The organism is Sphingobium sp. LMC3-1-1.1 (assembly GCF_040676285.1).
Taxonomy (GTDB): domain Bacteria; phylum Pseudomonadota; class Alphaproteobacteria; order Sphingomonadales; family Sphingomonadaceae; genus Sphingobium.
On the sequence record NZ_JBEGHQ010000001.1, the window covers coordinates 762296 to 788773 of the forward strand.

25 protein-coding genes are annotated in these 26478 nt (G+C 61.3%); 16 read left to right on the forward strand and 9 right to left on the reverse strand.

The annotated features are described in order from the left end of the window. Nucleotides 1-2: 2 nt before the first annotated feature. From MRBLMC3_RS03700 to MRBLMC3_RS03730, 7 genes are read left to right on the forward strand one after another with little or no spacing between them, the layout of a single operon-like run. Entirely contained in the window at nt 3-1367 is a 1365-nt protein-coding gene (locus MRBLMC3_RS03700) for an O-antigen ligase family protein (RefSeq protein WP_363734680.1), read from the forward strand. Then, nucleotides 1360-2289: a glycosyltransferase family 2 protein gene (locus MRBLMC3_RS03705; RefSeq protein ID WP_363825880.1), complete on the forward strand. Its 930-nt coding sequence runs from the start codon at nt 1360-1362 to the stop codon at nt 2287-2289. The genes MRBLMC3_RS03700 and MRBLMC3_RS03705 overlap by 8 nt, the downstream gene beginning before the upstream one ends. Next, a complete protein-coding gene (locus MRBLMC3_RS03710; protein ID WP_363825883.1) occupies nt 2286-3242 on the forward strand; it encodes a glycosyltransferase family 2 protein in 957 nt (318 codons plus the stop codon). The genes MRBLMC3_RS03705 and MRBLMC3_RS03710 overlap by 4 nt, the downstream gene beginning before the upstream one ends. Further along, nucleotides 3242-4210 (forward strand): glycosyltransferase family 2 protein, encoded by a 969-nt coding sequence (locus MRBLMC3_RS03715; RefSeq protein WP_363734677.1) that lies wholly within the window; start codon nt 3242-3244, stop codon nt 4208-4210. Before MRBLMC3_RS03710 ends, MRBLMC3_RS03715 begins: the two co-directional genes overlap by 1 nt. Next, nucleotides 4207-5334, forward strand: a complete 1128-nt coding sequence (locus MRBLMC3_RS03720) for an endo-1,4-beta-xylanase (protein ID WP_133652120.1) — start codon at nt 4207-4209, stop codon at nt 5332-5334. Before MRBLMC3_RS03715 ends, MRBLMC3_RS03720 begins: the two co-directional genes overlap by 4 nt. Next, nucleotides 5331-6416 (forward strand): acyltransferase family protein, encoded by a 1086-nt coding sequence (locus MRBLMC3_RS03725; protein WP_363825886.1) that lies wholly within the window; start codon nt 5331-5333, stop codon nt 6414-6416. The genes MRBLMC3_RS03720 and MRBLMC3_RS03725 overlap by 4 nt, the downstream gene beginning before the upstream one ends. Beyond that, complete coding sequence (locus tag MRBLMC3_RS03730) at nt 6416-7351, forward strand: glycosyltransferase family 2 protein (protein ID WP_363825889.1); 936 nt, start codon at nt 6416-6418, stop codon at nt 7349-7351. Before MRBLMC3_RS03725 ends, MRBLMC3_RS03730 begins: the two co-directional genes overlap by 1 nt. Here MRBLMC3_RS03730 and MRBLMC3_RS03735 read toward each other — a convergent pair. Next, on the reverse strand, nt 7336-8481 hold the full coding sequence (locus MRBLMC3_RS03735) for a glycoside hydrolase family 16 protein (protein ID WP_363825892.1): 1146 nt from the start codon (nt 8479-8481) through the stop codon (nt 7336-7338). The genes MRBLMC3_RS03730 and MRBLMC3_RS03735 overlap by 16 nt on opposite strands. A gap of 25 nt (nt 8482-8506) precedes the next feature. Between MRBLMC3_RS03735 and MRBLMC3_RS03740 the strand changes: the two genes are divergently transcribed. Continuing rightward, nucleotides 8507-8770, forward strand: coding sequence for a hypothetical protein (locus MRBLMC3_RS03740; protein WP_363825894.1), 264 nt, complete (start codon nt 8507-8509; stop codon nt 8768-8770). A gap of 221 nt (nt 8771-8991) precedes the next feature. Here MRBLMC3_RS03740 and MRBLMC3_RS03745 read toward each other — a convergent pair whose 3' ends face one another. Beyond that, nucleotides 8992-10335, reverse strand: a complete 1344-nt coding sequence (locus tag MRBLMC3_RS03745; protein ID WP_363825896.1) for a UDP-glucose dehydrogenase family protein — start codon at nt 10333-10335, stop codon at nt 8992-8994. 341 nt (nt 10336-10676) lie between these two features. Between MRBLMC3_RS03745 and MRBLMC3_RS03750 the strand changes: the two genes are divergently transcribed. Beyond that, nucleotides 10677-11102 (forward strand): beta-ketoacyl synthase N-terminal-like domain-containing protein, encoded by a 426-nt coding sequence (locus MRBLMC3_RS03750; protein WP_363825898.1) that lies wholly within the window; start codon nt 10677-10679, stop codon nt 11100-11102. On the opposite strand, the gene MRBLMC3_RS03755 is transcribed toward MRBLMC3_RS03750, so the two are convergent. After that, on the reverse strand, nt 11099-11860 hold the full coding sequence (locus MRBLMC3_RS03755; RefSeq protein WP_363735371.1) for a competence/damage-inducible protein A: 762 nt from the start codon (nt 11858-11860) through the stop codon (nt 11099-11101). The two genes, MRBLMC3_RS03750 and MRBLMC3_RS03755, sit on opposite strands and share 4 nt — an antisense overlap. A 79-nt stretch (nt 11861-11939) precedes the next feature. On the opposite strand from MRBLMC3_RS03755, the gene map reads away from it, so the two are divergent. The 4 genes from map (at nt 11940) to MRBLMC3_RS03775 (ending at nt 16236) form a co-directional block, all read left to right on the forward strand. After that, on the forward strand, nt 11940-12770 hold the full coding sequence (map, locus tag MRBLMC3_RS03760) for a type I methionyl aminopeptidase (RefSeq protein WP_363735370.1): 831 nt from the start codon (nt 11940-11942) through the stop codon (nt 12768-12770). 240 nt (nt 12771-13010) lie between these two features. Then, nucleotides 13011-13349 carry a P-II family nitrogen regulator gene (locus MRBLMC3_RS03765; protein WP_007685085.1) on the forward strand — a complete coding sequence of 113 codons (339 nt, stop codon included), beginning with the start codon at nt 13011-13013 and terminating at the stop codon, nt 13347-13349. Between the two features lie 95 nt (nt 13350-13444). After that, on the forward strand, nt 13445-14857 hold the full coding sequence (gene glnA, locus MRBLMC3_RS03770) for a type I glutamate--ammonia ligase (protein WP_363734670.1): 1413 nt from the start codon (nt 13445-13447) through the stop codon (nt 14855-14857). Between the two features lie 326 nt (nt 14858-15183). After that, nucleotides 15184-16236 carry an NAD(P)H-dependent flavin oxidoreductase gene (locus MRBLMC3_RS03775; RefSeq protein WP_363825900.1) on the forward strand — a complete coding sequence of 351 codons (1053 nt, stop codon included), beginning with the start codon at nt 15184-15186 and terminating at the stop codon, nt 16234-16236. On the opposite strand, the gene MRBLMC3_RS03780 is transcribed toward MRBLMC3_RS03775, so the two are convergent. Then, nucleotides 16233-16886 (reverse strand): histidine phosphotransferase family protein, encoded by a 654-nt coding sequence (locus MRBLMC3_RS03780; RefSeq protein WP_363825902.1) that lies wholly within the window; start codon nt 16884-16886, stop codon nt 16233-16235. The genes MRBLMC3_RS03775 and MRBLMC3_RS03780 overlap by 4 nt on opposite strands. Before the next feature lie 81 nt (nt 16887-16967). Further along, on the reverse strand, nt 16968-17369 hold the full coding sequence (locus tag MRBLMC3_RS03785; RefSeq protein ID WP_363825905.1) for a M67 family metallopeptidase: 402 nt from the start codon (nt 17367-17369) through the stop codon (nt 16968-16970). Between the two features lie 17 nt (nt 17370-17386). Between MRBLMC3_RS03785 and MRBLMC3_RS03790 the strand changes: the two genes are divergently transcribed. The 3 genes from MRBLMC3_RS03790 to mtgA all read left to right on the forward strand — a co-directional run bounded on the left by MRBLMC3_RS03790 (nt 17387) and on the right by mtgA (nt 20244). After that, entirely contained in the window at nt 17387-18367 is a 981-nt protein-coding gene (locus MRBLMC3_RS03790) for an RluA family pseudouridine synthase (RefSeq protein ID WP_363825908.1), read from the forward strand. 75 nt (nt 18368-18442) lie between these two features. Further along, the gene (gene rpoH, locus MRBLMC3_RS03795) at nt 18443-19357 is read left to right on the forward strand and encodes an RNA polymerase sigma factor RpoH (protein WP_133652132.1); all 915 of its coding nucleotides are present in this window, start codon (nt 18443-18445) and stop codon (nt 19355-19357) included. 191 nt (nt 19358-19548) lie between these two features. Beyond that, nucleotides 19549-20244, forward strand: a complete 696-nt coding sequence (gene mtgA, locus MRBLMC3_RS03800; RefSeq protein ID WP_363825910.1) for a monofunctional biosynthetic peptidoglycan transglycosylase — start codon at nt 19549-19551, stop codon at nt 20242-20244. A 51-nt stretch (nt 20245-20295) separates the two neighbouring features. Here mtgA and MRBLMC3_RS03805 read toward each other — a convergent pair whose 3' ends face one another. The 4 genes from MRBLMC3_RS03805 to MRBLMC3_RS03820 all read right to left on the reverse strand — a co-directional run bounded on the left by MRBLMC3_RS03805 (nt 20296) and on the right by MRBLMC3_RS03820 (nt 26293). Further along, complete coding sequence (locus MRBLMC3_RS03805; RefSeq protein WP_363825912.1) at nt 20296-22803, reverse strand: TonB-dependent receptor; 2508 nt, start codon at nt 22801-22803, stop codon at nt 20296-20298. A 362-nt stretch (nt 22804-23165) separates the two neighbouring features. Next, complete coding sequence (gene clpX, locus MRBLMC3_RS03810) at nt 23166-24434, reverse strand: ATP-dependent Clp protease ATP-binding subunit ClpX (protein ID WP_176590957.1); 1269 nt, start codon at nt 24432-24434, stop codon at nt 23166-23168. A 132-nt stretch (nt 24435-24566) separates the two neighbouring features. Further along, the gene (gene clpP / locus MRBLMC3_RS03815; RefSeq protein WP_363734664.1) at nt 24567-25202 is read right to left on the reverse strand and encodes an ATP-dependent Clp endopeptidase proteolytic subunit ClpP; all 636 of its coding nucleotides are present in this window, start codon (nt 25200-25202) and stop codon (nt 24567-24569) included. A gap of 113 nt (nt 25203-25315) precedes the next feature. Further along, nucleotides 25316-26293, reverse strand: coding sequence for a glycosyltransferase family 2 protein (locus tag MRBLMC3_RS03820; RefSeq protein WP_133652137.1), 978 nt, complete (start codon nt 26291-26293; stop codon nt 25316-25318). Between the last annotated feature and the right edge of the window lie 185 nt (nt 26294-26478).

A 26478-nucleotide genomic window follows, 5' to 3' on the forward strand; every position in this document is an offset into this window, starting at 1 on the left:
TCATGGCAACAAGCTGGCATCGCAGCGGCATAGCCGCCCCGCCCGTGCAGACCGGCGGGGGTCAGAGTATACGCATGATCTGGATCACCCAGATCTTCTATTTCGTCTTCCTCATGATGGTCTTCATCGGGCAACAGCCCTTCGCCTCCCGCACCCAGGACGAACTCGTGGCGATGGCGCAGGAGAATGACGGGTCGGACCTGTTCAAGCAGTTGTTGTTCATCGGCTTCGCCTTGCTGCTGACTGGCGTGCAGATCATCCGCAAGCATCCTCTTCAATATAGGTTCACCTTCTGGCCGCTGGCGATCATGCTGGCCTGGTTCTTCATTTCCTGCACCTGGGGCGTGGACCCGTTCGTATCCTTCAAGCGGGCGATGCAGCAGCTCATCGTGATATATATCACCTTCTGCGCGCTGTCCCTGATCGGGCCGGAGCGGCTTTTCGACGCTCTCCGGGCCGCGCTGATCGTTTCGCTTCTCATCTGCTGGATATCTCTGCCGCTGACACCCGCAGCCGTCCATCCTCCGACCGAAAGTGACAAGGCGCTGATCGGTGCATGGCGCGGTTTCTTCTTCCACAAGAATATCGCCGGCGCCGTCATGGCTCTGACCTTCATAGTCTGCGGCAATGCATGGATCGACCGGCGCAAATGGTATTATGCACTGTTCGCGGTCATGGCCTTCGTTTTCGTGATCGGGACCAAGAGCAAGACCTCGCTGGCGCTGTGCGTCGGCATGCTGGCTATCAGCAATATCTATCGGGCGCTGAGCGACAATACGCAAAAGCGCGCGATATTGCTGTTGATGCTGGGCTTCGGCATGGTGGGGTTTCTTGGCCTCTACATCGCCTATCAGCCGACTATCGAACGGCTGTTCGCGGACCCCACCAGCTTTACCGGCCGGGTTTCGATCTGGCGGGTGGTCTTCGATTATCTGGCCGACCACCCCTATCTGGGCGCTGGTTTCGGCGGCTTCTGGCAGGTCGGCACCAACAGCCCGGCGCATGATTATTTGAATCAGCAATTCCAGATGCTGACCGCCCATTCGCATGATGGCTATCTGGAAATCTGGGTGACCACCGGACCGTTGGGCCTCGCCATGCTGCTGGTCAGCTTTCTTGCTTTGCCGGTCTACTGGTTCCTCACCGGCTCGACCAAGGAGAATCAGGCGCTGATGGTGCCAGCCTTCGCCATCTGGGTTTTCGTCATGTACCAGAATCTTCTGGAAACCAGCTTTTTCGACAAGGATCGCCAAGTCTGGGTGATCTTCCTTGCGGCCATCGCGGCCGCGCACGCCACCTTCAAGGCCAAACCGCGTCCGCAATGGACGCGGCGGTATCATCTCCCGCAGGAGCGCGTTCATGGCTGACATCATCCTGTGCATCGCCACCTGCAACCGACCCCAGGGATTGCAGCGAACCCTGGAATCCCTGGCTGCCCAACAAACCCGGCACAAGCTGGAAGTGCTTGTGGCGGATAATGACGCCATTCGACAGGAAGGGATGGCCATGGTCGAGAAGCTTGCCTCCAAGGGCTATCGCTGGCCGATCAAGGCCCTGCTGGTTACCGAACGCGGCATTCCACTCGTGCGCAACGCGCTCGTCGCCGCAGCGCTGGCCCGGCCAGGCGCGACCCATATCGCCATGCTGGACGATGATGAGGCCGCCTCCCCTGGCTGGATCGACGCCATGGCGGAAACCGCGCAGCGCTGGGAGGCGGACGTAGTGGGCGGCGCGGTGCTGCGCGAGATGGACAGCGCCATCGCGCCCTGGGCCGCCCACCATCCCCTGCTTGCACCCAAACAGCGCGGGCAGTCCGGGCCGGTCGCATTGGTGGACAGCACCGCCAATGTGCTGATCGCCGTCACGGCCCTGCGCGCCATGGGGGAGCGTCCCTTTGACGAGCGCATGGCGCTCACCGGGGGATCGGACAAGCAGCTGTTTACCCGCATGCAGCGCGCCGGCGTCCGTTTCGCCTGGTCGGAGGAGGCGGTCGTCACCGAACTCATCCCCGCCAGCCGCGTCACCGCCAAATGGCTGCTGATGCGCGGCTATCGGGTCGGCATGACCGACATGATGGTGGAGCGGTTCCACAAGGGGCGGCTGCGCACGCTGCTGAACGAAGCGCCACGCATTGTTGCAGGTTTCATTGTCGGGTCGCTGGGCGCCATTGCCACGCTTGACCGGGGCAAGCGGGTCGAACGGCTTGGCAAGCTCTATCGCGCGGCGGGCAAGATCGCTGGGCTCGCCGGAATCCATTATGAAGAATATCGAAAGGTGCATGGCGCATGACCAAGGCCGCGCTGGGCAAGCAACCCTTTTTCTCCGTCGTGATCCCGCTCTACAATCGTGCGGAGATCGTCGGTGACACCATCCGGTCGGTGCTGACGCAGGATTGGCAGGATTTCGAGATCGTCGTGATCGACGACGGTTCAAGAGACAATCCCCGTCCCGTGATCGATGCCATAGGCGATCCCCGCGTCCGCTATATCCGGCAGGACAATGCGGGTGGCGGCGCGGCCCGCAACGCGGGGATCATGGCATCGGACGGACGCTATATCGCGTTTCTGGATTCCGACGACCTGTTCCTTCCCGGCAAGCTTTCCATCATGGCGAAGGCATTGGCGGGAGATGACGGGCGAACGGTGCTCTATTCCCGGATGAAGGTGGACCGGGGGGTCGACCGCTACTGGATCAGGCCCGATCGCGGCATTCGGGAAGGCGAGGATGTCGGGGAATATCTGTTCTGCGCCAACCAGTTCATGCAGACCAGCACCATGGTCGTGCCAACCGGCATGGCGCAGCAGGTCCTGTTCGACCCTGCGCTGAAAAAGGGTCAGGATCTTGATTTCTGCGTTCGCCTCCAGGGCGCCGGCGCGCGCTTCCGGATGATCGACCAGCCGCTGACCATCTGGCTCGACGCCACGGAGGCGGGGCGGACATCCTATGTGAAGGGCTATGAAACCTCGCTCGACTGGCTCGATCGCTGCGGCCACATGCTCACCACCCGCGCGCGACGCGGCTATCGCGCAACGGTGCTCGCCTATCATATGGCGCCAGTCAGGCCGGTGGTGGCAATCAAGGATCTGGCCGTCGGCATGGTGGCCGGCGGCGTCCCTCCCCGCGTGATCGCCCGGCAGGTGCTGCGATCCTATCTGCCCAAGCCCTTTTATCGTTCGCTGGTCAACGGCTTCGTCCTGCGCTTTGGCAAGGCTGAGACCGTCGCAAGTGGAGCCAGTTCGTGATGACCGCCTGGCAACCTCCATCCAGGCTGAAGGCGGCCATCGCTGCACCGCTGTTTTCCGTGGTGATCCCCACTTATCAGCGGCGCGATTCCGCTGTCGCCGCCGTCATGTCCGCTTTGGAACAGACCATCGCGATCATCGAGGTAATCGTGGTGGTGGACGGTTCCACCGACGGGACAGAGGTTGCCCTGGGCGCGATCAACGATCCGCGCCTCAAGGTCATCGTGCAGGAAAATCGCGGCGCGGCGGCGGCACGCAACAAGGGCATCGACCATGCCCGTGGGCGCTACATCGCGTTTCTGGATTGCGACGATCGTTTCCTGCCCCACCATCTGGCCGACCTCCTGCCGTTGCTGCAGGAAAGCGGGGATGTCGTCGCCTATGGTCAGGTGCTCGCCGATCGCGGCCAGGGACGCAATTTCCTGAAGCCGCCGCGCGCCATCGCCCATGACGAGACCATGGATCGCTATCTGATGTGCGATCGCGGCTTCATCCAGACCAGCAGCATGGCGCTCAGCCGAACGCTCGCGGAGAAGGTCCGCTATCGCGAAGATGTGAAATTCGGCGACGATACAGATTTTGCCTTGCGCCTGTCGCTGGCTGGGGCGCGTTTTCTGATGACGGAACGACCCGGCACCATATGGGCGGATCGCCATGCCGACGACCGGCTTTCCCACGTCCGCGGCAGTATCGGCAGCCTGACCTGGCTGAGGGACCTTCGCCCTCATATCAGCCCTCGCGCCTTCTCCGCCTATATGGGCTGGCATGCAGCGAAGAGCATCTGGCCGACCAGCAGGCGGCAGGCGATGCGCTATTATCTGGGTGCTGTATGCCGCGGCGCATTCGGGCCTCGGCTGGCCGCGACGGTGCTGTTGCAGATCGTGATGCCGGACCCGGTCTATCGCCGCATTTCCGATCGTTGGATCGACCTTTCCCACATATTGGCCGGCAAGGGACAAAGGTTATGAGAAGGCGTGAATTCCTGGCTGGCGCAGCAATGCTCTCCGCCTGTTCTCCGATTCCACCGAGCGCCGCGCAAGTCGGCGGCACGGCCGGGCTTGCCGCCCATGCCCGCAGGTCTGGCCGCTATTTCGGCGCCGCGATCAAGTCACGCCAGTTGCGGGAAGACCCGGACTTCACCGCCGCCGTCGCCCGCGAATGCGACATGGTGGTGGAGGAATATGAACTGAAGCGCGGCACGACCGAGCCCAAGCCCGGCCAATATGATTTCAGCGGCGCTGACCAGATCATCGCATTCGCCCAGCAGCATGGCATGCTGGCCAGGGGCCACGCACTGGTATGGTACGCGGCGCAGCCGCCTTGGCTGGAGCCTGCTCTGCAAGCCGCCGACCAGGCCGAGCGACAGACCCTGATGACCAGCTATATCGACACGGCCATGCGCCGCTACGCTGGCAAGATCGACGAATGGGACGTCGTCAATGAAGCCATTGAGCCCAATGATGGCCGCGCTGATGGCATCCGCGCAAAAAGCATGTGGATGCAGGCATTGGGCGAAGAGTATATCGACATTGCCTTCCACCGCGCGCGGGAGATCGATCCCCGGCCCCTGCGGTTCCTGACGGATTTCGGACTGGAGCAGGACTCTCCACGCTGCGAGAGGCGCCGAACCGCCATGCTGAAGCTGCTCGACCGACTGATGGCGCGCAAAGTGCCCGTGGATGCAATCGGCATTCAGGGGCATCTCAAGCCATATAAGGAAGGCTTCAGCCAGACGGTATTCGCGCGCTTTCTGGATCAGCTTCGCGGCTATGGACTGGTCCTCTCCATCACGGAATTCGACGTGGCGGACAAGGGCGGCCCGCCCAATCCGGACAAGCGGGACAAGGAAGTCGCCTCCTTCGCCAAAGCTTTTCTAGATGTGGCATTGGACAATCCAGCGATGCGCTCGGTGCTCTGCTGGGGGTTGTCGGACCGCTATAGCTGGCTGTCGAATTTCAAGGACTATAAATGGCCCGACGGCCAATTGTCGCGCGGCTTGCCCCTCGATTCAGGGATGCATCGCAAGCCGATGTGGGATGCCATTGCCGCCGCTTTCGACGCGGCCCCCGTCCTGAGGAGCGCGGGCGCATGAGGATTTCCTCGCTGACCGGCCTTCGCGGCGTGGCGGCCGTATCCGTTTTGCTTTACCATATTCCGCACAATCCGGCGTTCGAGGCCTTTCGCCTGCCGCTATTCTCGCGCGCCTATCTGGCGGTCGATCTCTTCTTCATCCTCAGCGGCTTCGTCATTTCCTTCGGCTATCACGACCGGGTGGTGAATCATCCTGGATGGTCGAGCTATATCGACTTCCTCGTCAATCGCATGGCGCGGGTCTGGCCGCTGCACCTGATCGTGACGCTGGTGTTCATGGCGCGGATCGTCCTGAACATATCCGGCAACCAGGCGATCGCGCTCGACGCACCGAACATTCTTTCCAACCTGCTGATGGTGCAGAGCTGGGGTTGGGGAACAGAACCGATCGCGGGCAACAGTTGGTCCGTCAGCACGGAGGTCGCGGCATACCTCATCTATCCGCTGATCGCGATCATCGCCTTTTCGCGGGCGGCGTGGATCCAGGCATTGCTGTGCGTCGGGATATTGGGCCTGGTGGCACTGTCCGGCAGAGGTTCCAGCGGTCCGCTGGACGTCAATGACAGCGACACGGTGCTGACGCTCCTGCGCTGTCTGGCCGGCTTCTCGCTGGGCGTGCTGAGTTATCGCTGTGCGGAGAAGGGCTGGTGCAGGCGGTTGATCGACCGAACCGGCGCTTTCGCCATGATCTGCGGCCTGATTGCGCTGGCGCTGCTGCTGCCGGGGAAAGTCGATCTGCTGGTGGTATGCCTGATGCCGACCCTGGTGCTGAGCTGCTATTATAACGGCACGGCGGCGCGGGCGGTGATGGCCAATCCGGTGAGCTTCCATCTGGGCCTCATCAGCTATTCCATCTACCTCTGGCATCCGCTGGTGCGTGACGTTTTCGCCCGCGGCATGGGGATCGCACACAGGCATGGCATCACTGAATTCGACGGGCTGATCATCATCGCCATGCTGGTGGCGACCTGGCTGCTCTGCTGGGCGAGCTATGCGCTTGTGGAGGTGCGCGGGCATCAACTCATCAAATGGCTCCAGCGTGGCGGGCGCAGCCGCAAGCCCACGGTCGAGGCAGCCGCCTGATGGCGTCGATCTGGATCGCCATTCCCACCTTCCGTCGACCGGACCAACTCCGCCACCTGCTGGAGACCCTGCCGGGCGTGGTCGATCGCCACGACGTGATGGTGCTGGTGGCCGATAATGATCCGGTTCGGCAGGAAGGGTCCGCCGTCGTCCGCGCCCTGCTGGCCGATGGATATGGCCTGCCCGTGACGCTCCTGACGGTCGCGCAGCCGGGGCTTTGCGCGGTCCGCAACGCCATCGCCGACGCCGCCCTGGAGGATCCGGCGATGCGCTTCCTGGCGATGATCGACGATGACGAGTGGCCCCAGCCGGGCTGGCTTGATGCACTCCTCATCTGTCAGGCGCAGGTGGGCGCCGACGTGGTCGCCGGACCGGTGGATAGCTGCTTCGTTGGGACAGCGCCGCGCTGGGCCAGGGAAACACTGGTTTTCCGTGCCGAGCAACGCCCATGGGGCGCGACCGGCATGCTATGGGCAAGCAACAACCTGCTGGTAACCCGCCGGGCTTTCGAGATGATCGCACGCCCCTTCTTCGATGCGCGCTTCAACCGCAGCGGCGGAGAGGATCTGGATTTCCTGACGCGACTGCATGAGGCTGGAGCGCGCTTCGGCTGGTCGCCCGACGCCCGGGTCAGCGAATGGGTGCCGGTTGAGCGGGCACGGCTATCCTGGGTGCTGAAACGGATGTGGCGCATCGGCTGCACGGAAACGCTGGCTCGGCAAAAGGCCCTGCCCGGCTGGGCCGGCACCGCCAGATTGCTGGTCCGATCCATCGCGATATTGGGATTGCGAACCGCTGGTCTGGCCACCCTGCTGCTGCCCGGCGCGCGTCGGGTGGACATCGCCGGGCAGTGGGTCAAGAGCTGGGGGCGCCTCTATGCCCTCGCGGGCCGCGGGCGCTCCCGTCGCGGGGCGGGCCATTATGGCGCGCTGTAGATCCTGAAGCTCTTGATGACCATGTCGCCCGATCCGTCATCATAGGCGCCGCTGGTCTTCACCGCGACATCCATGATCGGATAAAAGCGGAAACCCTGGAAGGGATTGACCGACTGATAGGTTTCGACGCCATCCACGAACCAGGTGATGTAGTCGCGCTGGATGTCCACGGCGAAACGATGGAAGCCCTGCGAATAGCCGCTGAGGCCATAGGCCTGCTGCGTCTGGATCGTGATGCCCCGCTGGTCATATCGGGTACTGTTGGTGCCGACATGAAGGGTGTGGGCGACATGGCGATCGAAATCCCAGTAGCTCTGATAGCCGAACCCCTCGTAAATATCGATCTCGGGCGGCCAGCCGCTGGTGGATACGAGCCAGAATGCCGGCCATGATCCGCGCCGGTTGGGCATCTTCGCTTCCCATTCATATTGGCCGTAGCCGATCTGAGTCGCCAGGAAGTTGCGGCCATCGAGCACCGACGATCCATAATACCAGTTCTGCCCGCCATAGCTGATCGGCGTCTTCAGCTTCTGCGTGTGGAGGACGAGGCCATAGGCGCTCCAATAGACTGGCCCCTCGATACCAGGGAAAATACTGGAATCGAGATAGAGACCGGTTTCCCCGTTGGCGACCTGGGTCCGGCCATTGGCAAGGGAGGTCGCCCAGCGATCCCAACCGCCATCGGGCGATCGTTTGTGCGTGCCCTTGAGCAATTCGAACTGAAGCGTGCCGGTCGCCGCGAAGGTGCGCGGTGCCCGGAAGGTTCCCGCCGCCTTGGCCGTTACCGTCGCCGTGCTGCTGGCCGTGACCGTCGCGGTCGATTGCCCCTGAAGCCCGCCCCAGGGCGCCTCCCGCAATTTTACTTGGAACTGCTGGCCTTCCGTGGCGCCGATGATGGGAACCGTGACCGTCTGCACCAATGGATCGCCCGGACGGAAGATCACCACAGTGTCGACCGTCTGGTAATTATAGCCCGACAGTGCGCGATAGGTACCCGATCCGTTGACGGTGGTGATCCGCGCAATCACCGTATTGGGTGTTGGCCGGTCGAGCGACACTGGAACATAGGCTACGCTGCTGCCCGGACGAAAACTGGCATCGCCCAGGGAAAGCGTCGCCTTTTCCGGCATCCTCGTCCCATTGGCGAAATCAAAGGTGGAAAAATCCGAAACAGTGTTCGTCGTCGTGGAACCACTGTTCGTCGTCGACGTTGTGGTCGTCGAACTCGTGGCTGCAACAAGCTGCGAGCTGGTGGTTGTGGTCGACGTCATGGTTGATGTCGACGTTGTTGTCATGATCGTAGCGGCTCCCGCTGCGAAAATACAAAGCATTCCGGCTCCGATAACGGAGCCAGTCATTTTGACAGGCATGGTTTGCGACCCCCAAAGTTACCCCTATAGGGTCTCCCAAGAAGGTTAACAAAAACCTCGGGTCAACGACGACTCGTCATATCCTTTGGAAATTTGCGACGAGTTGTTGAACAACATGCCTGAAGATCGCCCAAATCCGCGATATTTCCAGAATCGATATGATATCTTTTTGCGCGGAGACTTCGCGAAAACGAATAACGCCCCCGGCGCAAAGCCGGGAGCGCTTCTGCTCCATGCTTCCCTACAGGGGAATGGAATGTGCGCCGCAGCCTATTCTGCTGCCTGCACCAGTTCCTCTATTTCGGGAGTGGCACCGCGACCAACGCTGACATAGACAAAGCCGGCTGCCTCCGCATCGGCGGGACGATAGATATTCCGCAGGTCGACCAGACCGTCGCCGCTCATGACGCCCTTGAGACGCGGCAGATCCAGCGCCCGCAGCGCATCCCACTCGGTAACGATCACGACAGCGGCGGCCCCTTGCGCGGCGACATAGGGATTATCGCAGAAGTCGACATCCGTTATCATCATGCGGGCTGCATCCATCCCCTCAGGATCATAGGCCCGCACCTGCGCGCCGCCGTCCTGCAGGGCCTGGATGATCGCGATCGACGGCGCGTCGCGCATGTCATCCGTATTGGGCTTGAAGGTCAGTCCCAGCACAGCGATCGTCTTGCCGCGCACCGATCCGTTGCAAACGGCTACGACCTTGCGCGCCATGGCCCGCTTGCGACTTTCGTTGATTGCCACGGTCGTCTCGATCAACCGGATCGGCGCGCCGGCATCCTCCGCCGTCTTGACCAACGCCAGCGTATCCTTCGGGAAGCAGGAGCCGCCATAGCCGGGGCCTGCATGAAGGAATTTCGAACCAATCCGGTTATCCAGACCGATGCCGCGTGCCACCTGCTGAACGTCCGCGCCGACATTTTCGCATAGTTCGGCGATTTCGTTGATATAGGTGATCTTCATCGCCAGGAAGGCGTTGGCGGCATATTTGATGAGCTCGCTTGTCCGGCGGCCCGTAAACAGGATCGGCGCCTGATTGAGATAGAGGGGGCGATAGACCTCCTCCATAACCGGACGGGCACGTTCGTCCTCTATGCCGACGACAATGCGGTCGGGGCGCTTGAAATCCTGGATCGCAGCGCCTTCGCGCAAGAATTCGGGATTGGAGGCGACGGCGAACTGCGCATCGGGATTGGTTTCGCGGACGATGCGGTCAACCTCATCGCCCGTACCAACCGGAACCGTGGACTTGGTAACGATTACGGTAAAGCCGCTCAGATTGGACGCGATTTCCTGCGCAGCGGCGTAAACATAGCTGAGGTCGGCATGACCATCACCCCGCCGGGCGGGCGTGCCCACGGCGATGAACACCACGTCGGCTTGGCTGACCGATCCGGCAAGATCAGTCGTGAAAGTCAGGCGACCCGCCTTCACATTGCGCGCGATCAGATCGGCAAGGCCTGGCTCATAAATCGGCACGCCACCACCCTGCAATAACTCGATCTTGCGCACATCCTTGTCCACACAGATGACATCATGGCCGAAGTCCGCGAGACAGGCACCGGATACCAGGCCGACATAGCCCGAGCCGGTCATAACGATCCGCATCACTATTCTCCTTCTTCAAACGGCTTTCGAACAACCGCCAACCGATCATGAAAGGACGCACGAGGCCATTACGGGAAACCCCGACGTGGCGATCTTCATCCCTCATCATAGGCTGAGCGTCAGGCGACCTAGCCTGTTGCCCAATGGCCGGATCCAGCCGGCAATTGACGCAGCGCAGCATAACGCTGCGCAGCATGGATGCAACGCGACTTGCCGCTCTTCGCACACATATGGACGCGGATCTGGAAGCGGATCGTTCAGGAATTCGGGCTGAGCCGAGGCGCAAGCGAAACATGAAAACGCGCCGCTCAAAATATCATACATCTGAAACTGCCCGGGATATGGCGGACCGCAACGTGCAAATGGACGGTTCCCTCAAGTCGATGACGGCGGGCGATCTGGGTGCCATCATCAAGGCGCTGGTGGAACGAACGAAGATCGACCCTGAACGAATCGACCATGTCGCGTTCGGCCAGGGCTATGGCAATGGCGAGGCGCCCTGCATCAGCCGCTGGTCAGCTCTGGCGGCGGGACTGCCGGAATCCATCCCCGGCGTTCAGCTCGACCGCCGCTGCGGTTCCGGCCTCCAGGCGGTGATCGACGCTGCCATGCGTATCCGGACCGGCGCGGCCGACATGGTGATCGCAGGCGGCGTCGAAAGCATGTCCAATGTGGAATATTATTCGATCGATCACCGCTGGGGCGGGCGCCTGACCCGCCCAGACCAGGAATGCTCCCCTTCGGAAAGCAACCGAAGGGACGCTTAAATACCCCCGGCGACTACAGGCCAGCCGCCGCGTTCCAGCCCGGCAACCAGATCCGCCACGCACTGGCCCAGATCCTCCGCATTGACAGATCGGATCACGAAATTCGCGCCTGTCCGTCCTTCGCGGAAAAAGGGATAGCTGCCGATCTGGCACCCTTCATGCGCCCGCTCTGTAGCGCCGAGGAGGTCTGCGATCTCGCTTTCCGCCACCCAGCAGCCTATGGTGGTGGACAGCACAGGCAAACCACCTTCCAGCGTTCCCGTCAGGCTGTCCAGCATCCCCGCCGTGATATGCGGAACGCCGGCCATGATGAAGATGTTGCCATGCCGGATGCCCGGAGCGCCGGACATGCGGTTTTCGATCAGGCTCGATCCGGCCGGCGCGCGGGCCATGCGCAGACGCGCCTCGGTCAGGCCGCCGCGCGTTTCATAGTAGTTTGAGAGCATTGCTCGCGCCTCGGGATGGATTTCCACAGGCACCCCGAGTGCCGCAGCGATGGCATCCACGGTGATATCGTCGTGGGTCGGCCCGATGCCGCCGGTCGTGAACAGATAATCGTTCCGCGCCCGAAGCGTGTTCACAGCCTCGACGATCGCGTCGCTCTCGTCCGCGACGACGCGGACTTCGCGCAGGCGAATGCCCTGCACATTGAGCCATGTCGCAATCTGCGACACATTCTTGTCCTGCGTCCTTCCCGAGAGAATCTCGTCGCCGATCACGATCAGTGCGGCGGTCCATATGCGGGTTGGGTCGGCCATGGGCAGGCCATAGCCTCTGCCGTGCGCCATGCCTAGCCGCCCCCTCGCATTATGCGGCTTCACCGCCTATAATCACCCCATGACCGAATATATGACGATGACGGCGGACGCGCCGATTTCCCGCTCGACCGCGATCAAGCTCTACGACGCGGCCGGTTTCGATGGCATGCGCAAGGCGGGGCGATTGGCGGCGGAAATATTGGACGCGCTGGTCCCCCATGTCGTGCCGGGCGTCACCACCGGCGAACTGGACGATATTGTTCGCCGCATGACACTGGATGGCGGCGGCGTGCCCGCGACCCTGGGCTATCGCGGATATACCCACAGTTGCTGCATCTCGCTCAACAATGTCATCTGTCACGGCATTCCGGGCGAGCAGAAGCTCAAGGAAGGCGATATCCTGAACATAGACGTGACACCGCTGGTCGACGGCTGGCACGGCGACAGCAGCCGCATGTACATTTGCGGTGAAGCCCCCATCAAGGCGCGGCGGTTGGTCGAAGTTACCTATGAATGCCTGATGCTGGGGATCGAACAGGCGCGACCCGGCAACACTCTGGGCGACATCGGTCATGCCATCCAGCGCCACGCGGAAAAGCACCGCTATGGCGTCGTGCGCGATTTCTGCGGCCATGGTCTGGGCCGCGTGTTTCATGACAGTCCGGAGGTGGTCCATGTCGGCCGCCCGGGCACCGGGCCGGAGCTCAAGCCTGGCATGTTCTTCACCATCGAACCGATGATCAACATCGGCAAGCCGGGCGTGAAGATGCTGGAGGACGGGTGGACGGCCGTGACACGCGATCGCACGCTTTCCGCGCAGTTCGAGCATAGCATCGGCATTACCGAAACCGGCTGCGAGATCTTTACCAAGAGCCCTGCGGGTCTCGACGCGCCGCCCTATCGGCTCTGACTCCAGGATATGCCTAAAAAATGGGCATGACGTCATGATATTGCCCGTATTTCGGGCAATATGGACAAAAGTTGCTGCATCGCGGAAAGCAGTTTCCGGCGATTCGCTAATTGGCACGGTAGTTGATTAGGAAGAGAGGCGGCGCGTGCCTTAGGGGGGCATGAAGACCGTCGCTCGATCAGGACGAAGGGCGGGATGAAACCCGTCATCTGGCGCGCGTTTGAGTTGGGATACCTAGAGATGAAGAAGATCGAAGCGATCATCAAACCGTTCAAGCTCGACGAAGTGAAGGAAGCTCTTCACGAAGTGGGCGTTTCGGGCATCACCGTTACCGAAGCCAAAGGGTTTGGCCGTCAGAAAGGCCATACGGAACTGTATCGCGGCGCTGAATATGTGGTCGATTTCCTGCCCAAGGTGAAGTTGGAGGTCGTCGTCGACGACTCGCTGGCCGAACGGGTGGTGGAAGCGATCTCGGCTGCCGCACAGACCGGGCGCATCGGCGATGGCAAGATCTTCATTTCCAACATCGAAGGCGCGGTCCGCATCCGCACCGGTGAGCGCGACAGCGACGCCATCTGATTTTACCGACTTCTCGCCGGCTTACAGGGGCCTGGCGGCTGACCACATCAACCTACCCCTTCGGGGGGGTATCATGAAAGAAGGGCAAGGTTCACATGGCTAACACGCCTAAAGACATCCTGAAAATGATCGAGGAAAAGGAGATCGAATGGGTCGATGTCCGCTTCACCGATCCCAAGGGCAAGTGGCAGCACCTGACCATGGTGTCTTCGGTGCTGGGCGAGGATGAACTGACCCAGGGCCTGATGTTCGACGGTTCGTCGATCGAAGGCTGGAAGGCGATCAACGAGTCGGACATGATCCTGAAGCCCGACCTGGACGCCGTCTATGTCGATCCGTTCAGCGCCACGCCGATGCTGATCCTGTTCTGCGACATCGTCGAACCCGACACCGGCGAACTGTACAGCCGCGACCCGCGTTCGACCGCGAAGCGCGCGGAAGCCTTCGTCAAGTCGGCCGGCTTCGGCGACACCGTCTATGTCGGTCCGGAAGCCGAATTCTTCATGTTCGACGACGTCCGCTTCAACTCGGACTATAGCGAATCCTTCTTCAAGATCGACGATATCGAACTGCCGACCAACACTGGCAAGGAATATGAGGGCGGCAACCTCGCCCACCGTCCGCGCGCCAAGGGCGGCTATTTCCCCGTCGCGCCGGTCGATCCCTGCACCGACATTCGCGCCGAAATGGTTTCGACCATGCTCGAAATGGGCCTGCCCTGCGACAAGCACCACCACGAGGTGGCCGCTGCCCAGCACGAACTCGGCCTGACCTTCGGTACGCTGGTCCAGACCGCCGACCGCATGCAGATCTACAAATATGTCGTGCAGATGGTCGCCCAGGCCTATGGCAAGACCGCGACCTTCATGCCGAAGCCGATCGCCCAGGACAACGGATCGGGCATGCACACCCACATGTCGATCTGGGAAGGCGGCAAGCCCCTCTTCGCAGGCGAAGGCTATGCGGGCCTGTCAGACACCTGCCTCTATTTCATTGGCGGCGTCATCAAGCACGCCAAGGCGCTGAATGCCTTCACCAACCCGACCACCAACAGCTACAAGCGTCTGGTGCCGGGCTTCGAAGCGCCGGTTCTGCTGGCCTATTCGGCTCGTAACCGTTCGGCCTCCTGCCGCATTCCCTACGGCGCGGGCGCCAAGGCGAAGCGCGTGGAATTCCGCTTCCCCGACGCGATGGCCAACCCCTATCTGTGCTATTCGGCGCTGCTGATGGCTGGCCTCGACGGCATCGAGAACAAGATCCATCCGGGCGCCGCGATGGACAAGAACCTGTACGATCTGCCGCCGGAAGAACTGAGCCAGGTGCCGACCGTTTGCGGTTCGCTGCGTGAAGCGCTGAACTCGCTGGCTGCCGACCACGACTTCCTGCTGAAGGGCGACGTGTTCACCAAGGACCAGATCGAGGCCTATCTCGAACTCAAGTGGCCCGAAGTGTACCGCTGGGAAATGGCTCCCTCGCCGGTCGAATTCGACATGTATTACAGCGCCTGATCAGTTCAGGCCTGAGCAATTCAGGCCTGATCCGTTCGGAACTGTCGAGGAAAGGGGCTCGGTCGCGCAAGCGGCCGGGCCCCTTCCGATTGGGCGGGGATAATTACGCCGATATCCGCTGTGGATAAGCCGTGCTCAGGCGAAGGCAGGAGCCCAGTTCACAGGTTGCGATTATTGCGCAGCCGGGACGGACTCTCATAGGCCATCAGACGCCTTGGCAGAGGCGCAGCGCGCCTGATGAGCCTATCGGCAAGTTCAGCTTCAGCCCGAATCTACCCTCGAATCCGCCCATTGCCTGCCTCCAGTAGAAATCCGACAATCGGTCCATGTCGCTCATCGAGTCGCTAGGCCTGTCCCATCCGATTATCCAGGCACCCATGGCCGGTGTGTCGACGCCCGCCATGGCGGCGGCTGTCTCCAACGCCGATGCGCTTGGTTCCATCGCCGTGGGTGCGGCCGACGCCGAAAGCGGCCGTTCGATGATAGAGGCTGTCCGCGCACAGACCGGTCGCCCGTTCAACGTCAACCTCTTCGCGCATGCGCCTGCCCGCAATGACCCCGTCAGGGAAGCGGCCTGGCTCACTGCCCTGACGCCGATGTTTCGAGCCTATGACGCCCGCCCTCCAGCGGCCCTGCGCGAAATCTACCGCAGCTTCGTCGAAGATGATGCGATGCTTGCGATGTTGATCGACCTCGCCCCGGCGGTTGTCAGCTTCCATTTCGGATTGCCCGATCCGGCCGCCATCGCCGCGCTCAAACAGGCGGGATGTCTGCTGCTTGCCACGGCGACCAATGAGGTGGAGGCGCGTGCCGCAGAGCAAGCAGGCGTCGACGCCATAGTCGCCCAGGGCTATGAAGCTGGCGGCCATAGAGGTGCCTTTGATCCGGAAGCCCTTGACGACCAGCTCGGCACCTTCGCCCTCACCCGTCTGCTCGCCACTCGATGCAGCCTGCCCGTGATCGCGGCGGGCGGCATCATGGACGGACAGGGCATCCGCGCCGCACTCGCGCTTGGCGCAGTCGCGGCGCAACTTGGCACTGCCTTCATCGCCTGCTCCGAAAGCAGCGCCGACGAAGCCTATCGCGCTGCACTCGCCAGTGCCGCCGCCCATCACACTGTGATGACCCGCGTCATTTCGGGTCGCCCGGCCCGCTGCCTCGCCAATCGCTTCACCGCCTGGGGTGCCGAGGCAGCAGCGCAGCCCCCCGCCTATCCCATTGCCTATGATGCCGGCAAAGCGCTCAATGCTGCCGCGAGGGCCAGGGGCGAAGGCGGCTTCGGCGCGCAATGGGCAGGCCAGGGTGCGCCACTGGCTCGCGCCATGCCAGCCGCCGATCTTATCGACCTTCTGGCCAGGGAAATGCGGGAAAGCGCTTAACGGACTTCAGGAATGGATGCGCCGAACAGCAATATCGACTCGCCGGCGGGCGACAATGCGATCTCGCCACCGACGCTCGTCACCAAAGTTCGCACCATCCAAGCCGCAGATGTGCGCGACGCAAGCCCCTCCAGCGGCAAAGTGCCCGCCAGAGCGGCGCGCAGGTCGGGATCAAGCACCAGCTTCGGTCCTTCCGCCCGCACGACGATCTCTGTCACGCCTGGCCTCTTTTCCGCCCCGATGTCGAGCTGACCGCCGCGCACCAGCGCATCGCCCGCGATCAGCGCCAGGTTCAGCAGCACCTTCACGGGCAGCTTTTCCAGCATGTCATCCTCGACCAGCCAGCCGATCTTCACCCGTCCCGAAGCCGCGAACATGCCCTCTATGGCCACCCGCGCCTCATGCGTCGGCACGGCATCGCCAAAGCCGCCCGCAGAACCGAATGCCAGGCGGAAGAATTTCAGCTTGTTCGCAGAGGTTTTGGCACTGTCAGCCAGCAGGTCCAGACAACGCTGGCGCATTTCCGGATCCGTCTCATCCGCCATCAGTTCAAGCCCGTTGTTGAGCGCACCGACCGGACTCAGCAGATCATGGCACAGGCGCGAGCAGAGCAGGCTGGCAAAATCGATGCTGTCGATCGGATTGGTCATGAAGGTTCGCTGCCGCCGGAAAAATGAACAGGAAGGAATGAAAGGCTAATGCGCTGCCCCGCCGCGCGATGCAACCCTCCCTCACATGATGTCGAGCAAAGCCTCGACAAATTGCACCCGTCCGTCTTGCCCCGCCCTGGCAATCCACAGGCGGGCCATCCCCTCTCCCACGATCAACCAGAGGCTGTCGTCGGGCGCCGCGCAGGCTGCATCTGTCCGGGAGGGCACGGCCTGACCGGCTGGATGCGAATGGTAATGCCCCAGAATCCGCGCCCCGCCGGCACGCGCCGCACGATGAGCCGCGATCAGCACCACGGGATCGAGTTCGAAATGGCGTTCCGGGTCGGCCGCGACATTGGCCGCGGGCCGAACTGCCTCGATCCGCGCCCGCGTCCCCAGCAGCAAGCCGCAGACCTCCCGCCTGTCCGCCGCCGCTTCGGACATGATTTGTTCCAGCAGACCCCTTGAAATCGCAACCTTCATTCCTACGTTCCTACCCAATGGGTTCGGGGGTTTCCATCATTGAAGCGACCATAAGCGAGGCGCAGGATGGCATGCGGCTCGACAAGGCCCTTGCCGAACTGGTTCCCGACCTTTCGCGCGAGCGCTTGAAGACGCTGATCCTGGAGGGCCATGTGACGGAAGGTCGGCATGCGAACGCAGGCCGGTTCCCAAATCCATCAATGCCAAACCCATCAATGAAGGTCACAACCGGACAGGCCTTCGCCATCGTCCTGCCTCCGCCGATCGCGGCGGAGGCCGCTGCACAGGACATACCGCTCGACATCATCCATGAAGATGCCGACCTGATCGTCATCGACAAGCCTGCCGGCCTGGTGGTCCATCCGGCTGCGGGCAACCTGGACGGAACCCTGGTCAATGCGCTGCTTCATCATTGTCAGGGTCGGCTGTCCGGGATCGGCGGGGTGGCGCGCCCAGGCATCGTCCACCGCATCGACAAGGATACGTCGGGCCTGCTGGTCGTAGCCAAATCCGATCGCGCTCATGAGGGGTTGGCGCAGCAGTTCAAGGCGCATTCGATCGACCGGCTATACGCTGCGATCGTCTATGGCGTACCTCAACCATTGTCGGGCACGATCGACACATGGATCGGCCGTTCCGACGCCGATCGAAAGAAGATGGCGGTTCATCGGGAAGGACGCGGCAAACATGCCGTGACCCATTATCGGACATTGCAGAAGCTGCGCGCCGCCGCCCTGGTGGAATGCAGGCTGGAGACCGGGAGAACGCATCAGGTGCGCGTTCATATGGCGCATATCGGCAACCCCTTGATCGGTGACCCGGTTTACGGTAGAGAAAGAAAAGGTTTCAAATCGATACTGGAAACGCTGGGTTTCAAAAGGCAGGCATTGCACGCAAAAAGGCTGGGGTTCATACATCCATTAACGGGTGAGGCACTCAGCTTCGACAGCAAACTCCCTGTCGATATGCAGGAACTGTTAAGCGAGCTTCACGTATAGATTTGAACAAGTTTGCGACGGCGCCTTGGACGCCTCTTCTGGGTCCCGCCGCGCATGAAAGGGAAAGGTGACGACATGGCCGGAAAGACCAATGTCCCCGCGGTTCCTGCGCTGGGCGGTGAAGCCAGCCTCAACCGCTATCTGTCGGAGATCCGCAAATTTCCGATCCTGACGCCCGAGCAGGAATATATGCTCGCAAAACGCTATGCCGAACATGCTGATTCGGAAGCGGCGGCGCAACTGGTGACCTCGCATCTGCGCCTCGTGGCGAAGATCGCCATGGGTTATCGCGGCTATGGCCTGCCCGTCAGCGAACTGATCAGCGAGGGCAATATCGGCCTGATGCAGGGCGTGAAGAAATTCGAGCCGGATCGCGGCTTCCGTCTGGCGACCTACGCAATGTGGTGGATTCGCGCTTCGATCCAGGAATTCATCCTGCGGTCGTGGAGCCTGGTGAAGATGGGCACCACCGCCGCGCAGAAGAAGCTGTTCTTCAACCTGCGCCGGATGAAGAACAATATCGAAGCCTTCGAGGATGGCGACCTGCATCCCGACGACGTCAAGAAGATCGCCACCGATCTGGGCGTGACGGAGGAGGATGTCATCTCCATGAATCGTCGCATGGCGATGGGCGGCGACACGTCGCTCAACGTCCCGATGCGCGAAGATGGCGAGGGCCAGTGGCAGGATTGGCTGGCCGACACCGATCCGCTTCAGGACGAACGGGTCGCCGACCAGCAGGAAAGCGAACTGCGCCACGACATGCTGGTCGAAGCGATGGATGACCTGAACGACCGGGAGAAGCATATTCTGGCCGAGCGCCGCCTGGCGGAGGAACCCAAGACGCTGGAGGAACTTTCGCAGGTCTATGGCGTCAGCCGCGAGCGTGTTCGCCAGATTGAGGTGCGCGCGTTCGAGAAACTGCAAAAGGCCATGATGCGGATTGCAGGCGACAAGCTGGGCAAGATTTCCCGCCTCGCCACCATCTGATCGGATTGGGTAAAGGACAAAGCCCCGGATGAACATCCGGGGCTTTGTCGTGCCTGCTCGTTTCGCGCCGTCACCCCGGCAAAAACAGTCCGGTGGAGGGCGCGCTCACGTCCGAAATTTTCCCTCATGGTGCAATTGCGAGCCATCCCGCTCCATCTTGCACCGCCGCGCAACGGCGTTACCACGGCAATATGAACTCCAAGTCCGCTTCCCCTCGCCGCCGCTCCCGCTGGATCCGGATCATCCTCAAGATCGTCGGTGGTTTCGTCGCACTCTCACTGCTGATGGTGGTGATCTATCGCTTCATCCCCCCGCCCGTGACCTGGACAATGCTGCTGGACCCCAACGGCATCACCAAGGACTGGATGAGCCTGGACAAGATGGATCCGAACATGGCGCGCGCCGCCATCGCCGCAGAGGATAGCCGCTTTTGCAGCCATCACGGCTTCGACGCGGTCGCCATTGCCCAGGCGATGCGCCACAATGCCAGCGGCGGGCGCATACGCGGCGGCTCGACCATCAGCCAACAGACGGCAAAGAATGTGTTTCTTTTCCAGGGCGGCGGTTTCATCCGCAAGGGGCTGGAAGCCTGGTTCACCCTCCTCATCGAAGCGATCTGGGGCAAGCGGCGGATCATGGAAGTCTATCTCAACGTCGCGGAAACCGGCATCGGCACATATGGCGCGCAGGCGGGTGCCATCCGCTATTTCCACCATGGCGCCCAGCATCTGACCCGCCCCGAAGCCGCCCGCCTGGCCGCCGTCCTGCCGCTTCCCAAGAAGCGCGAAGCCATCGACCCGCACGGCTTCACCCGCCGCTACGGCAACAGCATTTCCGCCCGCATCGGCATCGTGCAGCGTGACGGGCTGGATAGCTGCCTGAAATGAAGAGGGCGCGGATCACTCCGCGCCCTCCCATATCCCTACTGTGACGCTGGTTTAAAAACCGACGACCACAGACCCAATGAAGGTGCGCGGCGCACCGATCTGCGCGAAGGTGATGCTAGTGTTGGACAGGGTGCCATCAAAACCACCGACATAGAATTTGTCGAACAGGTTGGTGATGTTCAGCTGGATCGCCACACCCGGTGCCCCGAATTTTTCCAGCGAATAGCGTGCGTCCAGATCGACCACCGTATAGGCCGGGGCCTTGGCGCCATAGACCTGGGTCAAGGCCCCGTTGATCGTCTGATATACCGGCAGATTCTGGTCGTTCACATAACGCGGACCGGTGCGCTTCGCCTGGACGCCCAGCCGGAAGCCCTCGACCTCACCCTGCACACGGCCGCCCAATGTATAGACCGGCGCACCCGATTCCCGCTTGCCCGCCGTCTGGCCGACCGTAGTGGCATTCAGCTGGACATCGTCCTTGATCTCGGACTTGAGGTAAGAGCCGAAGGCGTAGAACATCAGTTCCGGAATCGGCTGATAGGTCACGCTCCCATCAACGCCATATTTGTCGACCCGGCCCAGATTGCGGTAGATGGTGACGTTGAGATCACGATCATAGGCCTGCGCCAGACGGTTATGGTAGATGGTGTACCAACCCGACAGTTGCGCCTGCAATTTGCTGGTGCGGTAACGGACACCCAGATCGAAATTGTCGGTGGTTTCCGGGCTGGGATTAGCCCCTTCGGTATCGAGAGCATAGAAGAAGCTGTTGTACAGATTGTCCGTACCCGGCACCTGCAAACCCTTCGAATAGTTGGCGAACAGGCTGGCAGCCCCGCTCAGATCGAACACGATGCCTGCGTTCGGTAACAGCTTGTCATATTTGAAGACGCGCCGCTGCGGCCCCTGAATGGTCGGATTGGCCGCCGCATAGGCAACCGACGCTGCATCGTCGCCAAAGCACCGCAGATTGCCGCCCGCCGTCGCGGTAAAGCAATAATTGTTGAGGTCGCGCTTGAAGAAAGGTGCACGCAGACCAAGATTCACGGTCAGCGCATCGAATTCGCCGCGATATTCGCCCGAAACCTGATGCAGGATTGCATAAGAGAGGCGATTGCGCTTCTCGACCAGATTGCCGTTCACGTCCGCGATCGGATCGTCGATCGCGAAATATTCCGATCCGAAGCCATCGGTGCGCAGATAGGCCGCTTCGCCGGTCTGGCGATGACGGCCGCGATCATAGCTGTAGGCCACGCGAATCGTGTGATGATCGTTGATGTCGTAACGTAGCGATGCGATCAGGCCATAGCGATGCGTCTGGGTCTGGCTCGGCGTCACAAGGCGGATGGTGTCCAGCGTATCGCCATCGCCGTTGAGATCGCGCCCGAAATAATATTGGGTGGCGCTCGAAGAGCCCTGAATGAAGCCGACCTGCCCTGCCAGCCCCGAACTGACCGGAGTGCGGCCTTCCGAAGCGATGCTCGTACCGCCGCCATTGGCCTTGGTATATTGATAGCTCGGATCCACCGTCAGGATCAGGCCATCAGCCAAGGTGAAGCGCGAGTTGATACGGATATTGCCCGTGTCGGACGGATTGTAGCGATATTCATAGTCGGAACCGCAGGCGCTCGCGACATCTGCCACGCCCGCGACCGGGTTCGGAATGGTGCAACGCGCGGTTTCGTAGAAGCGCTCGTCCTTGCTGGTCGGGAAGCGGTTGGCGCTGGAGCTGCCCACGACGCGACCACCATCGACACGCAGCGGCACCGAGCCAAAGAAATTGTTGCGGTTCTTATTATAATGACCGGCGAGCGATATGAAGTCACCGTTGCTACCGATCGGCTGATAGATCTTGGCGTTATATTGCTGCTTGTTGATCTCGCCGATGCCGCCATAGATGGCGTCGTTGCTTGCCCGGCTGGCCGAAAAGAAGGCCCGCGTGCCCCATGGGGTGAAATTGCCGGTCTGAACCATGCCAAACAGACGGAAAAAGCTGAAATCGCCGACCGAAGCGACCATCTTTGCGCCGAATTCCTCGCTCGGGTTAATCGAACGATAATTGACGGTCGAACCTGTCGCTGCGGCAGTCGGGCTGTCGACGTCCGTGGTCCCCAGATTGACGTTTACCTGATCGATGATTTCCGGGTCGAGCTGCTGGTTCGAATAAAGCGCATAGCCACCGGTGTCGTTCAGCGGCAGGCCGTCGAAGGTCTGCGAGATGCGGCTGTCGTCGAAACCGCGAATGGTGAGCGTACCGCCAGCCGAACCGAAAGGATCGTTGTTCTGGAAGCTGACGCCCGGCAGCTGGTTGATGACTTCGTTGATGCTCTGGCCCGGCGTCTGCGCCTGGATGAACTCCGCGCCCAGCACGACCTTGGCCTTGCTGGTGTCGGGCAGCAGCACGCCAGCGACGCCCTTGTCGACGGTCGCGCCCGTGACGACGATCTCATTTTCGAAGTCGATCGATCCGGTCGACTGAGCGAGTGCAGCGACAGGCGCAGCCACGGCAAAGACGGCAGCGACAGGCGCTGCGCTACACATAAGAAGCTGTTTCATATGATTTTTGTCCCTTTGGAAGTTGGCGTATCGTGCCAGCTCTTATTTTGCTCTGTGGAGCTGGCGCCGCCTGTGGCAGCCGATAGCAACGGCCCTGTGATGCTCTGATTACAGTTTTACGACAATATAATAGCATCAGGATGACCGCAGCCGCGTATCGCCAGAAAGCGGGTTCAAGGGACTTTCCGCCTTTTACATAACTCATTGTTTTCAAATGATTATAATTGCGGCCAATTTCGCTGTTTAACAGTGGTGCAGTTTTGCAACGCAGCAGGATTTTTTGTGCGACCGCGTCGAAGTTTATGAAAAAGGGGCCGGCGAAACATCGCCGACCCCCAAATTTCAATTCCTGAAGGTTGGATTCAGGCCGCGTCTTCGGCCCTTTTGTCCTTCTCGCTGAATACGCGAATCGGTTCCTTATTGCCGGCGACCACATCCTTGTCGACCACCACTTCGCCCACGCCTTCCATCGAGGGCAGGTCGAACATCGTGTCGAGCAGGATCGCCTCAAGAATGGACCGCAGTCCGCGCGCACCGGTCTTCCGCTCGATCGCCTTTCTGGCGATCGCGGTCAAAGCATCGTCGGTGAAGCTGAGTTCGACATTCTCCATGTCGAAAAGCTTGGCATATTGCTTCACCAAAGCATTTTTCGGCTCGACCAGGATCTTGACCAGCGCGGCCACATCCAGATCCTCCAGCGTCGCGATCACAGGCAGACGGCCGACAAACTCCGGGATGAGGCCGAATTTCAGCAGATCCTCCGGTTCGCTCTGACGCAGCAATTCCCCGGTCTTGCGTTCTTCGGGAGCAGCGACATGGGCACCGAAGCCGATCGACTTGGCTTCCAGACGGTCGCCGATGATCTTTTCCAGGCCTGCGAACGCCCCGCCGCAGATGAACAGGATGTTCGTAGTGTCGACCTGCAGGAATTCCTGCTGCGGATGCTTGCGGCCGCCCTGCGGCGGAACCGAGGCAGTCGTGCCTTCCATCAGCTTCAACAGCGCCTGCTGCACACCTTCGCCCGACACGTCGCGCGTGATCGAGGGGTTCTCCGCCTTCCGGCTGATCTTGTCGATCTCGTCGATATAGACGATGCCCCGCTGCGCCTTCTCGACATTATAGTCGGATGCCTGGAGCAGCTTGAGGATGATGTTCTCCACATCCTCGCCCACATAGCCGGCTTCAGTCAGCGTGGTGGCGTCAGCCATGGTGAAGGGCACGTCAAATGTCTTGGCCAGGGTCTGGGCCAGCAGCGTCTTGCCGCAGCCGGTAGGGCCGACAAGCAGGATATTCGACTTGGCCAGTTCCACCTCACCCGGCTTCGTGCCGTGGTTGAGGCGCTTGTAATGATTGTGAACAGCGACGGAGAGGACGCGTTTCGCCCGGTTCTGGCCGATCACATAATCGTCCAGCACATCGCAGATTTCCTGCGGGGTCGGCACGCCGCCATCCTTCTTGCCGACGAGACCGCCCTTGGTTTCCTCGCGGATGATGTCGTTGCACAGTTCCACGCACTCATCGCAGATGAACACGGTCGGCCCCGCAATCAGCTTACGCACCTCATGCTGCGACTTGCCGCAGAAGGAGCAGTAAAGCGTGCTTTTAGAATCGGAGCCCGTAAGCTTAGTCATTCGCCATTCTCTCTTCCCTCTGCCAGGCGAACTGCCGCCTGTGGTGAGGGATATGGTGGTCCTAGGATCATCCTAGACCGCGACGCGCCCGTTTCACAAGGGGAGAAAAGGGCGCGTGCGGCAAATATGGGTTTAGCCCTCGGCAGTTTCCGCCAACGCCGGGCGGCGGTCGAACACCTCGTCCACGAGCCCGAACGCCTTGGCCTCTTCTGCCTCCAGGAAGGTGTCACGGTCCATGGCGCGCTCCACTTCCTCCAGCGAACGCCCCGTATATTGGACGTAGAGGTTGTTGAGACGGCTGCGGATGCGCAGGATTTCCTTTGCCTGAATCTCGATGTCGGACGCCATGCCCTGGGCGCCGCCCGATGGCTGGTGCACCATGATGCGGGCGTTGCTAAGCGCGATGCGCTTGCCCGGCTCGCCAGCGGCAAGCAGGAAACTGCCCATGGAGGCCGCCTGGCCGATGCAGACGGTACCGACCTGGGGACGGATATATTTCATCGTGTCGTGGATCGCCATGCCGGACGTCACCACGCCGCCGGGCGAGTTGATGTACATCCAGATGTCCTTCTTCGGATTTTCCGACTCAAGGAACAGCAACTGAGCGACGATCAGCGAGGCCATATGATCCTCGACCTGCCCGGTCACGAAGATGATCCGCTCGCGGAGGAGGCGCGAATAGATGTCGAAGCTGCGCTCGCCCCGGTTCGATTGTTCGATGACGATGGGGACCAGAGCGGCCATGGGATCGGACATGATATCGGTCATTTTGCTCTTTCAGGGTGTGTTGCTTTTGCCCGTGCTCTACATCGGCACAAAAGACGGACTGTTCAAGGGGTCGCGTGAAACGCGGTCGGATTGCTTGGCTGAACGGGGCGCAATCAGTCGCGCCGGGCGAAGTCGGAAGGCGCCTTGAAGGCGAGATAGGCAAGCCGGCGAATCTCTCGACGGCCGCGCACCACCGTATCCAATATGAGGCCGCACATGCCCGAAAGCGTGGCGAGGATCATGAGGCCCGTCACCAATATGGCGGTCGGGAAGCGCGGCACAAGCCCCGTCTTCATATAGGTGACGATCAGCGGGGCCGCGAGGACCAGCCCTGTCAATGCCAGCAGCGCGGCGATGATGCCAAAGAAGAGGATTGGCCGTTCGATGCGATAGAGCGTGATGATCGTCCGCAAAATGCGCCAGCCGTCCCGATATGTACTGAGCTTGCTCACCGATCCTTCCGGCCGCGCGCCATAGGCCGTGACCACCTCCGACACCGGCATGGCGAGTTCCAGCGCGTGCACGCTGATCTCCGTCTCGATCTCGAAACCGGCGGAAAGGACAGGAAAGCTCTTGACGAACCGCCGGGAAAAGACGCGATATCCGGACAATATGTCGGTAAAACTCCGCCCGAACAGCCGCTTGAGCAGGCTGGTGAGCGCCCAGTTGCCGAAGCGGTGCCCGCGCCGATAGGCCTCCTCAATCTCACTGCGCCTTGCTCCCACGACCATGTCGAGATTGTCTTCGAGCATTGCCGCCACCATCTTCGGCGCGGCAGCCGCTTCATAGGTCGCGTCGCCATCAGCCATGATGTAGATGTCGGCGTCCACATCCGCGAACATGCGCCGGACCACATGGCCCTTGCCCTGCTGCGCCACGCGCCGGACGATCGCCCCTGCCCCCGCCGCCAGTTCGCGACTGCTGTCCGTGCTGTTGTTGTCGAAGACATAAACCTCGGCAGAAGGGAGCGCCTGGCGGAAATCCTCCACCGTCCGAACAATGGCGCCGGCCTCGTTATAACAGGGCAGGATGACCGCGACCCGCGGCATGGCTACGCCCGCTTCGCTTCCTGCTGCCGGAAATTCCTTCATCGCCCCACAAACCTTCTTGCCCCGCACATTGCCCAGAGACGATCCATGCTCTCGCAAAGGCGACTTGCCCCATCTTCGCGGAGATGGCGGAACCGCTTGGGATTTCCTCTGCCATGCCGCGTCCGAAATGAAAAGCGCCCGGGCTTCCTTGCGAAGCCGGGCGCTTGTCCATCCATATCGGCAGA